At 36.8% G+C, this 10,711-nt stretch carries 9 protein-coding genes; 2 read left to right on the plus strand and 7 right to left on the minus strand.

Translation table 11 applies throughout. From position 1 onward, the window contains the following. Positions 1-61 precede the first annotated feature (61 nt). The 5 genes from ZPR_RS11575 to ZPR_RS11595 form a co-directional block, all read right to left on the minus strand. A complete protein-coding gene (locus ZPR_RS11575; RefSeq protein ID WP_013071860.1) occupies positions 62-817 on the minus strand; it encodes a 3-keto-disaccharide hydrolase in 756 nt (251 codons plus the stop codon). A 65-nt stretch (positions 818-882) separates the two neighbouring features. Then, a complete protein-coding gene (locus ZPR_RS11580; protein ID WP_013071861.1) occupies positions 883-1,938 on the minus strand; it encodes a sugar phosphate isomerase/epimerase family protein in 1,056 nt (351 codons plus the stop codon). Positions 1,939-1,956: 18 nt separating this feature from the next. Continuing rightward, positions 1,957-3,096, minus strand: coding sequence for a Gfo/Idh/MocA family protein (locus ZPR_RS11585; protein WP_013071862.1), 1,140 nt, complete (start codon positions 3,094-3,096; stop codon positions 1,957-1,959). 14 nt (positions 3,097-3,110) lie between these two features. Then, a complete protein-coding gene (locus ZPR_RS11590) occupies positions 3,111-4,337 on the minus strand; it encodes a nucleoside permease (protein WP_013071863.1) in 1,227 nt (408 codons plus the stop codon). Between the two features lie 13 nt (positions 4,338-4,350). Beyond that, a complete protein-coding gene (locus ZPR_RS11595; protein ID WP_013071864.1) occupies positions 4,351-5,352 on the minus strand; it encodes a sugar phosphate isomerase/epimerase family protein in 1,002 nt (333 codons plus the stop codon). Positions 5,353-5,471: 119 nt separating this feature from the next. Between ZPR_RS11595 and ZPR_RS11600 the strand changes: the two genes are divergently transcribed. Then, the gene (locus tag ZPR_RS11600; RefSeq protein ID WP_013071865.1) at positions 5,472-7,208 is read left to right on the plus strand and encodes a GMC oxidoreductase; all 1,737 of its coding nucleotides are present in this window, start codon (positions 5,472-5,474) and stop codon (positions 7,206-7,208) included. Between the two features lie 9 nt (positions 7,209-7,217). Next, positions 7,218-7,880, plus strand: coding sequence for a gluconate 2-dehydrogenase subunit 3 family protein (locus ZPR_RS11605; protein WP_013071866.1), 663 nt, complete (start codon positions 7,218-7,220; stop codon positions 7,878-7,880). Positions 7,881-8,466: 586 nt separating this feature from the next. Here ZPR_RS11605 and ZPR_RS11610 read toward each other — a convergent pair. Continuing rightward, on the minus strand, positions 8,467-9,366 hold the full coding sequence (locus tag ZPR_RS11610) for a GyrI-like domain-containing protein (RefSeq protein WP_013071867.1): 900 nt from the start codon (positions 9,364-9,366) through the stop codon (positions 8,467-8,469). A 4-nt stretch (positions 9,367-9,370) separates the two neighbouring features. Further along, entirely contained in the window at positions 9,371-10,711 is a 1,341-nt protein-coding gene (locus ZPR_RS11615) for a vanadium-dependent haloperoxidase (protein WP_013071868.1), read from the minus strand.

Genomic DNA, 10,711 nt, shown 5'->3' on the forward strand with positions numbered 1-10,711 from the left:
AGGATAGTAAGGCAAAAAAAGAACCGCGCATAGCAGCGCGGTTCTTTATAAAAACTAAAAACTAGTTTAATTCTTTAATCGTAATATTTCGAAACCAAACCTCGTGACCATGATCCTGTAAAGCAATATGACCAGATTTAGATTTTCCAAATCGATCCCAGTCCGCAAATTTTGAGTTCTTAACAAGTTCTTCCCATCCTTCTCCTTCAACAGGAAATTCAACGATTTTTACTCCGTTTTGGGTCACAGAGCCCTCATTAGTTTTATGATCTATTTTTAAAACAACGCTATTCCATTCTCCTACTGGTTTGGTGGCATTTTCAGGAGGAGCAACCATGTCATATAGAGCACCGGCGTGACGATTAGGACCATTTTTACCATCTGGATGTTTTTCATTATCCAATACCTGGATTTCAGGACCGGTTAAATAAGGCTCACCTAGGTCTTTGTCTTCTACTACAGCCCACATAAATCCGCTATTTCCTCCTTCAGAAATTTTCCATTCCATGGAAAGTTCAAAATCGGTATAACTGTTTTTCGTAATTAAATTTTCACTTTGATTTCTTCCTTCTTTCGGGACAAAATGTAAAGTCCCGTCGTTTAGCGTCCATTGTGTAATAGAATCACGGTTATAGCCTTTCCAGTGATCATTTATATCACCTGTAGTAAGATCATTCCAATCACTATTTGAAGCCGGTTTACCGGTAACGACATTTTCTTCGTTTTCATTTGATTTTTCTGAATTCTCAGATTCAGAATTTTTACAGCTAATTGTTGTTACAGCAGCAGCTAATAGTACTAATCCTAATTTTTTCATTTACGGTTAGGTTAAGGTTAAAATTATTTGAGATAATAGTTCTCGGTGGTATTGATTTTGAATATTTATTTTAATCCCAGAATCTTTTTAAGATGGTCTTCGTTAATTTCGGATCCTGCGAAATCATCAAATTTTTTCTGGGTGGCTTCGATAATATGGCTTTGTATAAATGGAGCTCCTTCTTTAGCTCCCTGGTCGGGAGATTTTATGCAACATTCCCATTCCATTACCGCCCAGACATCACATCCATATTGGGTTAATTTAGAGAAAATCGTTTTAAAATCTACCTGACCGTCACCAGGATGGCGGTATCTACCCGCACGGTCTATCCAATCATTATATCCACCAAAGCTTCCTTTTTTACCGGTAGGATTAAACTCGGCATCTTTCACATGAAACATTTTAATGAACTCATGATAATGATCGATATATGTTAAATAATCTAATTGTTGTAGCACAAAATGGCTTGGATCGTAAAGAAGATTAACTCTTTTGTGATTATTTGTTTCCGCTAGAAAGCGCTCAAAAGTATCACCATCGTGAAGATCTTCACCGGGATGAATTTCATAACAAAGGTCGACTCCCTGTTCATCAAAAACATCTAGAATTGGCAGCCATCGATTCGCTAATTCTTTAAAACCAAGTTCAACAAGACCATCTGGTCGTTGCGGCCATGGGTGAGCGGTATGCCATAAAAGAGAGCCACTAAAAGTACCATGTACATCCAGTCCAAAATTCCGACTGGCCTTAGCAGCACTTTTTAGTTGTTCTATAGCCCATTGTGTTCTGGCTTTAGGATTGCCCTTATATTCATCTGGAGCAAAATTATCAAACATGATATCGTAGGCAGGATGTACGGCAACCAGCTGTCCCTGTAGATGTGTACAAAGCTCGGTAATTGCTAATCCGTAAGATTCAACTTTTCCTTTGAGCTCGTCACAATAGGTTTTGCTTTCTCCTGCTTTTTTAAGGTCGATTAGTGCCGACTCCCAGGTTGGGATTTGTATTCCTTTGTATCCTAAATCTGCAGCCCATTGGCAAAGCCCGTCTAAGCTGTTAAATGGAGCTTTAGTATCCATAAACTGAGCTAAATAAACTGCAGGTCCTTTTATCGTTTTCATTGGTTAATTTTTTGCAGATTAATCGTCTATATTTGTCCAAACATTACCTTTCTTATGGCTTTCTACCGCTTTTTCGATAAAGTTCATTCCTCGTAAACCATCAATAATGGTTGGGTATTCGCCATCAAAAGCCTTTTCTCCTAAAATTGCTTTTGCCACCCCATGATAAATATTACCCATAGAGTCAAAAATTCCTTCAGGATGTCCTGGTGGTAGTTTTGTTCCGCTTAGTGAAAAATCACTGTTATAAGCATGTCCTGGTTTTAAGACCTGTAAAGGTTTACCTTCTTCCATTAAATAAAGGTAATTAGGGTTTTCCTGTTCCCATTTTATTCCGGCTTTGTCTCCGTAAACTTTTACGGTAAAATTATTTTCTTCTCCGGTGGCGATCTGGCTAGCTCTAAGCACACCTTTAACCTGATCGTCAAGTCTTAGTAACACGGTGCCATCGATATCCATTGCGTTATCCTCGTAAAGATAATTTAGATCTGCAAGGATCTTTTTAACCTCCATGCCTGTTATATATTCAATCATGTCATAAGCATGAGTACCAATATCACCAATACAGCAACTTATTCCAGATTTTTCAGGATCGAGTCGCCAAATAGTATTTCGTTGTTCTTTATCATGAATAATGGGGTTTATCCAACCCTGATAATACTGAACATCTATTTTCTGAATTTTTCCAAGCTTTCCTGAAGTGATCATGTCCCTCATTTGGCGTACCATTGGATATCCCGTATACGTATAGGTAACCGCAAAGACTTTTCCCGCTTTATCTGAGGTTTTCTTAAGAATTTTAGCTTCTTCTAACGTAGTGGTCATTGGTTTTTCACAAATCACATGAAATCCATTTTCCAATAGTTGTTTAGCCATCGAAAAATGAAGAAAATTTGGAGTAAGTACGGATACTACTTTTATACGTTCTTCTTCAGGTAAGCTTTTCTCTTTTTCAATGAGCTCATCAAGATTAGCATAAATATGATTGGTGTCAATTCCAATTTCTTCAGCAAATCGTATACTTTCATTTTTATCGGTATTAAAAACACCTCCAACAACCTCAAACTTATCGAACATTGAAGAAGCTACACGATGTAAAACACCAATTAATGAATCACCGCCACCTCCAAGGATGCCCAGTTTAATTTTCTTTCCCATTTTATTTTTAATTTTTATTCAGAATATTCGACTTTTTCATTTCGGAAAAAGATAGCAAAAATGATCATTACCACAAAGGCAAATCCAGCTGGTACGATCCAGATATTAGTCCAGTCATGAGTACCATCTGCGTTAAGGTACATATCGCTAATTTGTCCTGCTACCCAGAAGCCTATTAGCATTCCAACACCATAGGTAGCAAGTGTAATTAAACCCTGTGCGGCACTTTTAATTTTTGGACCGGCCTTAGAGTCGGTATAAATTTGTCCGGATACAAAGAAGAAATCATAGCATATCCCATGTAATGCAATACCAATGTATAGCATAAACACTAACTCGTCTGCATTTCCATAGGCAAACAATAAATATCTTATCGTCCATGCCAACATTCCAGCTATTAATGTAATTTTAAAACCGTAGCGTTTAAAGAAAAATGGTATAAGTAAAAGGAATAGTGCTTCGGAAACCTGACCAATTGCCATTTTTACCGTTGGGGCTCCCATACCGACTTCGGCTAAAAACGGATTCGCATTTTGATAATAAAAAGCAAGTGGTATACAAATTAGTATTGAGGATAAGAAGAACATAAAAAAGTTCCTGTTCTTTAGGAGTCCGATAGCTTCTAATCCCAGTATATCTTTAATGGTGATTTTTTCGCCTTTTCCAGATGGTGGTGTTTTTGGTAAGGTAAAACTAAAAAGGCCTAAAAATGCAGATGCAATGGCTACCATTAAAAACGTATATTTTAGCATTCCTTCAGCTCTTGCTTCTGGAGCGTCCCATGCAAATACGGTACTAATTACTACTCCAGAAATAATCCAGCCAATGGTTCCAAAAACTCTAATATTAGAGAATTCTTTTGATGGATCTTTCATTTGTGCAAAAGAAATAGAATTTACTAAGGCTAAAGTGGGCATGTATAATACCATGTAACCAAGAACATAGGGGTAAAAACTACCGAAATCTACAGAGCTGTACATCATATACATTAATATGGCACCTATTAAATGCAGTACCCCTAAAATTCGCTCAGCATTAAAAAATCTATCAGCAATCAGCCCAATAATAAATGGAGCTATAATGGCGCCCCAGGATTGTGTAGAGAAAGCCAAAGCAGTTTCTGCCCCGGTTGCCTGTAAATTATCGGCCAAAAATGTACCTAATGTTACAAACCAACCACCCCAAATGAAAAATTCTAAAAACATCATTAGCGATAGTTGAAATCTTACCAGTTTCTTCATAGTATAGTAATGTTTAAAGCTGCTTTGCTTCTTTTAATAATAGTTCTTTTGTTTTTAGGATTCCTTCTTCTGGCGTTATATCGGTACCTTCGTATTCCACACCAATCCACCCGGTATAACCGGATTCTTTTATCAATTTTAAAATTCGTCTTATATCAAGAGTAGTTTCTTTCCCATTTTCATCGAATTCATAAGTTTTTGCACTAACGGCTTTGGCATAAGGAAGCATTTCTTCGATTCCCTGATAAGTGGGATACTCTTCTATACACTCTGCTCCCCACATTTTACCATCTTTCCTGCGTAAACAGAAATTACCGAAATCAGGAAGGGTACCGCAATTGGGCAGATCTACTTCTTCCATAACTTCAGCAAGTAATTTTCCATTACTGGATAAGCCACCGTGGTTTTCAACCAAAACATTAATTTTTTGGGTAGCAGCATATTTAGATAATTCGGTAAGACCTTTTACGGCGTTAGATTTCCATTCGGCTTCATCATCACTACCAAATAAATTCACACGAATAGCATGACAACCTAAAAATTTGGCGGCATCTACCCAACGTTTATGCTTTTCTACGGCATCTTCTCTGTCCTTATCATCGATAGCGGCTAAATCACCTTCGCCATCAACCATTATCAATACGTTTTTAACATTAAATTGCTCACTTTTTGCTTTTAGCGTATCTAAAAGTTGGGAAAAAGCAGCTTCCGGATCATTAGAATTTCGATATTTATCAAAATAAAGTTGGTTTACATATTCAATACCATTAAATCCTAATTCTTTAGCTTTTTCAGCAAAATCAACAGGATCTAATTCGCCTTCGTGAATAGGTTTTTCTAATGACCATTGAGCCAAGCTCAATTTAAAAAAAAGCTCATTGCTTTCAGTAGAATCAATGGCTGCGGAGCTGTTGTCTTTATTTTCAGTTTCCTTATTTTTACAGGAAAGTAAGGATAAATTAAAGACAATTACCCCCAAAACTAAGATGCGGAATCGGGATAATTTATTATTCATATAATCTGTTAATATGTTTTAAAATAATGTGAGATCAATTTTTTTTGCAGTTATAAATGTATTGTTTTTTTCAAAGATGTGAAATTATACGCAATAATTTATATATTTGAGAAGATTCGATGATCAAATTATTAACCAATAACATTACCGTGAGCAAAAGTTATTACGAAAACGATACCTACGATGCCATTGTGGTAGGAACAGGTATTAGCGGAGGATGGGCCGCGAAAGAATTATGTGAAAAAGGGTTTAAAACCCTTGTATTAGAAAGAGGTCGTATGATAGAACATGTAAAAGACTATCCTACGATGAATGATGATCCCTGGGATTACAAGTTTAAAGGGCAACAAACGCGAGAAGAAGCCGCTCGTCAACAAAAACAGGCACGTACAGGATATACCACAAATAAGGCCAGTGCACACTGGTTTGTTGATGATATAGATCATCCCTATAACGAAACTAAAAGGTTTGACTGGATGCGTGGATATCATGTTGGTGGACGATCAATAATGTGGGGACGCCATAGTTATCGTTTAAGTGATCTTGATTTTAATGCAAATAAAAAAGATGGTGTTGCAGTAGACTGGCCCATTCGTTATAAAGATATCGCACCATGGTACGACTATGTAGAATCTTATATAGGGGTAAGTGGTCGCAAAGAAGGGCTTTCTCAGTTACCTGACGGGAATTTTCTTCCGCCGATGGATCTAAACTGTGTAGAAGAACATATAAGAGAAAAAATTGCTGAAAATTTTGATGGTCGTGTGTTAACGGCAGGTCGGGTAGCGCATATAACCGGAGATAAAAAATTTGAAGGTCGCTCTAATTGTCAGTTTAGAAATCGTTGTATAAGAGGCTGTCCTTATGGAGGTTATTTTAGCAGTCCGTCTTCTACATTACCAGCAGCGAGTAAAACGAATAATATGACACTAAGACCTTATTCTATTGTTAGTGAAGTATTATACGATCCGGACACCAAGGAAGCAACAGGAGTAAAAGTAATTGATACAGAGACGAAAGAAGAAATGGAATTTAAAGCCAATGTTATTTTCCTTTGTGCTTCGGCTATTGCTTCTACCAGTATTTTAATGCAGTCAAAGTCTGATCGATTTCCTGATGGTTTAGGAAACGATAGTGGAGAGCTAGGACATAACGTGATGGATCACCATTTCTTGGTTGGAGCCTCAGGTAAGTTTGACGGATTTGAGGATTCTTACTACAAAGGAAGAAAGCCTAACGGAATTTACCTTCCTCGCTTTAGAAATCTAAAAGATAACGAAGGTTTGGATTTTATTAGAGGTTATGGTTACCAGGGAGGTGCTAGCCGTGGAGACTGGCAGGAGGCGATTGCCGAGCTGGGTTATGGTAAAGAAATGAAAGAAGCTATTGTTAAGCCTGGTGGCTGGACTATGGGTCTTTTAGCTTTTGGAGAATGTCTTCCTTACCATGATAATAAAATGACTTTGGATTATGATAAGTTAGATAAGTGGGGATTACCTACCGTAACTTTTGATGCTGAGTTCAAAGAAAATGAGCTTAAAATGCGTAAGGACATGAAAGAACAGGCTGTAGCTATGCTAGAAAAAGCAGGTTGCCGTGAAATCTCTTCTTACGATAATATTGGCGCTCCTGGTCTTGGAATTCACGAAATGGGAACTGCAAGAATGGGCCGCGATCCAAAAACTTCGGTTCTAAACGGTAATAACCAGCTACACACCGTGAAAAACGTGTATGTTACAGATGGTTCTTTTATGACATCTTCTGGATGCCAGAACCCTTCGTTAACTTATATGGCTATGACTGCCAGAGCAGCAGATCACGCTTCCAAAAACTTTAAAAATTCGTCTAACGCTTAAACCAAAATCATGAATAGAAGACAGGCCTTAAGAAATATAGGATTAGGAGCTGGAGTGATGGTCGTTGGGCCAAGTACTTTAAGTTTACTACAAAGCTGTAAGAATGAACCTACTTACAATTGGCAGCCTACTTATCTCAGCGCATCAAATGGTTTTATTCTGAAAGAAGTTTTGGACATTATTTTGCCTAAAACAGATACTGCGGGAGCAAGTGAATTAAATATACCTGAATTTATAGATTCTTATATGGCTGAAGTAGCTCCCGAGTCGCAGCAAAAAGAATTTAAGAAATCGGCAGATGCTTTTGCCAGTGCTTTTAAAAAGGAATTTGATAAAGATCCGGGTAATGGAACTCCTGAGGAATTTGATAAAATCATCGCAAAATATTTAAAAGCTACTCCGGAAGAAAGGGAAAGCTTTAGACCAAAAAGGAATACCGAAACTCAAGACCCACAAGAACAAACTCCTGATGAAGAAGAATTAGGAGAAGAAATGAATCAAGATTCTGGAGCCCTTGCTTATTTAGAAACGGTAAGGGATTTGGGAATCTGGGCTTGGAAAACTAGTGAACAAATTGGGGAAAATGTACTTTGGTACGATCCTATCCCAGGAGAATACATTCCTTGTGGCCCGGTTGAAGAACTGGGGGGAGGTAAAGCCATGTCGCTTTAAATTTCTCAAAATAGAATACTTTAGTTTTAATATTAAAGCAAATTAAAGTATATTGTTATAGCTTAAATTTAGGTAATCTAAATTACTAATTATCCGAAAAAAGCTGTCTCTTCTAAAAGGGACAGCTTTTTTATTGGTAGCACCATATATTGATAATACCCACTTTCCCATCTAAAGTAGCTGCTATTCAAGATGTCTCGATAAAAAATAAATATACAAGGATGCATTATAGACACGCCCTGAAATAGTTTATTGACGTCGGTTTTCTAAAATTTTATTTAAAAAACGTCATTTAAAAAGTTATTATGACTGATTTGAAAATCTTAGCAAATTAAGCAAATCAATCAGCATTGTCCGGTTAAAGAAGCAAGAACGCTTCACTGAATGAAACAAGAAAAAAGAATGGATTGGAACTATTTGATATACTTATTATATATTCTTTTTGAGTACCAAATTGCACCTGTAAGTTTTTCAAAAAATAAGGCTTAAAACCTGAAAAATCTCTTTATTTCCAATTATTGGTATAATAAAAGTTTTATAGGACGAACAGGTAAATTCATTTATAGTCCAGCATTTTTCTTGGCTGTTAATCTCTTATTAAGGTATAAATATCGGTTGTCCATTCGGTGGAGTTTCCACCCATTTCAGGATTATTATTAAATACCTCAAGAACCTGATCACTAATTTTTAAATGATTTGCTTTGGCATAATCCTGCAATTTATACCAGGCGAAGTGTGTAAAAAGATAGTTCCCATTAAAAATCGTATGCACTGCATTAAACGATGGTAATGTTCTTAATTTAATCTTTTCGGTTTCTGGTAGTCCCTCTTTTTTAACAATCGGAAAACAAAAATCGAACTTAATTTCATTGGTCCCCTTGTCCCAACTTTTTACCAGAACTCTTGGCTTTGCGGGCATTTCAAGATCATGCTCTAAAACATAATCCGATAAATAACCAATATTGGTCATCATAAGCATTGCTTTTTGTTGAAGCTTTCCTTTTAAACCTATGCAGGCGCAATAGTCGGCTTTTGGCGCCTTTGTTTCGCCAATAATCTCAATATTATAATTGTTTTTTTCTTTATCAAGAGACTTTCTGATTATTTCAAGCTCTTTTTTAAGGCTATCCTGTTCTTTATTTTCACCAATTAGTATAGAAAACCGACTGGAAATTAAGCTTTCTGGATGGCTAATAATAGCTTTTACCTTATTTACGGAATCGTTGAGCTGACTAATATTCCAATCGATAATTAGGGGGGTATCCTGAAATTTAACTAGATGTTTAACCTGTTCATCAAAGTTTTCCTCCAAAATTTCGGCTTTATCAAAATGCTCGTATTGCCAATATTCAATTCTTTCATAAATAATTCCACCTGGGGTATTGGTGGTAAATGCGATACTGTAGTCATAGGGCTTAACCGCAAAATACCAGATGGAAAAACCAATGATCCCAACTATTAAAATACCCGATAAAATTTTTCCCATCAGATTATAGCGTTTTTACCTCTAGCGTATTAATCACATGTTTACCCAGAGATATTCCCTGATCTAAACCATTTTCTATAGCCGCCCGGTAATGAATGCCACCATATAGTCTACTTAAAGCCGCTTCTTTGGCTGCATTTCTAAAAGAGGCATATTCCCGTTTTGGTAATCCATAAGGAACTTCAGTATCGTCTAAAAACTGAAATTGGTCTCCAAATAGTTTTGATAAGACCTCTGCCGAAGCTCCACTTACTACAGAGTGACCACTGGTATACTCTGGGAACGGTGGCGTTTGTAAAACCGGTTTCCACTGGTCGTCGATAAATTTATTGATCAATGTTTCAGGGCGTACAAGATTACTACGATACTTTTCATCCCAACAGCTAATAAAAGCATCAGCAATTGCCATACTCGTAGTAGTATACGCATAAACGGTTTTATCGAAGTCTAGATTGGCCTTGTTACAAGCCACTTTCGTGATACCAATCCAATGACCACCCGGTGTAATTTTTTTGGTGGCAAACATTAAATGTCCACGTTGTGTAGAAACATAAGGATTGCAATCCCAAAATTTAGCAATCGCCATTTCTTCAGATTTGTTTCCTGTTTCTTCCATCTGGTTTCTCACATCGTAAACCTCCATCAATTCTTTGTAAAACTGTGAACCTTCTTCCATAGAAAATTCAGGATGGCTTTTTGGTTTAAATTGTGAAGCAGAGTCTAAGGTAAAAGGCCTTATTTTCATCCAGTGCGGTTCTATCCCATCCATATAGGCGGGTGGGGTAGGTTGCCACCTGGAAACATCTTCAGTATACACCGAAAATTTGGGCATTGTTCGCGTTTGTTTGTAATTGTCTTTATCAATCCATTGCTTAAAAACATTCGCTACCAGCATGCCGTAAGCTTCAGAGTTAATAAAGATTTCCTCATTATTTTTTTTCCAGTTTACAAATAAACTATCGCTGTAATCGCTAATTTCAACTTCAGAAAAAATAAGTGTTTTTCCAATTTCCAATTGTGCGATTAAAGCGGCCATTCTATAATCGATAGCTTTCGTTGTATCTAATACAGGGATTTCTATATCTGCATTTATAGTTTTTGTTAATGAATTCATTTCCGGATTATGCTGCGCTACAATTTCGTAAGCAGCAAGATTAGAATAGGAGTAAATTCGGCTTGCTACCGGTGGAGAGAATATATCATGCACCATGATGTTGGTGATCTTATCTAAAGCTTCGTGATAATTATTCGCACTTATCGCAACAGATTCTTTAGATGCGCTTTTTTCATCGGCACATCCTGTGAATAACGATATCGTTAAAAGTAATACTAGAACTTTTTTCAT

Origin of the sequence: Zunongwangia profunda SM-A87 (genome assembly GCF_000023465.1) — a bacterium.
GTDB classification, from domain to species: Bacteria; Bacteroidota; Bacteroidia; order Flavobacteriales; family Flavobacteriaceae; genus Zunongwangia; species Zunongwangia profunda.

Coding starts and splice junctions, on each gene's coding strand:
- ZPR_RS11575 (WP_013071860.1), bottom strand. CDS start 817: ATGAAAAAATTAGGATTAGTACTATTAGCTGCTGCTGTAACAACAATT.
- ZPR_RS11580 (WP_013071861.1), bottom strand. CDS start 1,938: ATGAAAACGATAAAAGGACCTGCAGTTTATTTAGCTCAGTTTATGGAT.
- ZPR_RS11585 (WP_013071862.1), bottom strand. CDS start 3,096: ATGGGAAAGAAAATTAAACTGGGCATCCTTGGAGGTGGCGGTGATTCA.
- ZPR_RS11590 (WP_013071863.1), bottom strand. CDS start 4,337: ATGAAGAAACTGGTAAGATTTCAACTATCGCTAATGATGTTTTTAGAA.
- ZPR_RS11595 (WP_013071864.1), bottom strand. CDS start 5,352: ATGAATAATAAATTATCCCGATTCCGCATCTTAGTTTTGGGGGTAATT.
- ZPR_RS11600 (WP_013071865.1), top strand. CDS start 5,472: ATGATCAAATTATTAACCAATAACATTACCGTGAGCAAAAGTTATTAC.
- ZPR_RS11605 (WP_013071866.1), top strand. CDS start 7,218: ATGAATAGAAGACAGGCCTTAAGAAATATAGGATTAGGAGCTGGAGTG.
- ZPR_RS11610 (WP_013071867.1), bottom strand. CDS start 9,366: ATGGGAAAAATTTTATCGGGTATTTTAATAGTTGGGATCATTGGTTTT.
- ZPR_RS11615 (WP_013071868.1), bottom strand. CDS start 10,711: ATGAAAAAAGTTCTAGTATTACTTTTAACGATATCGTTATTCACAGGA.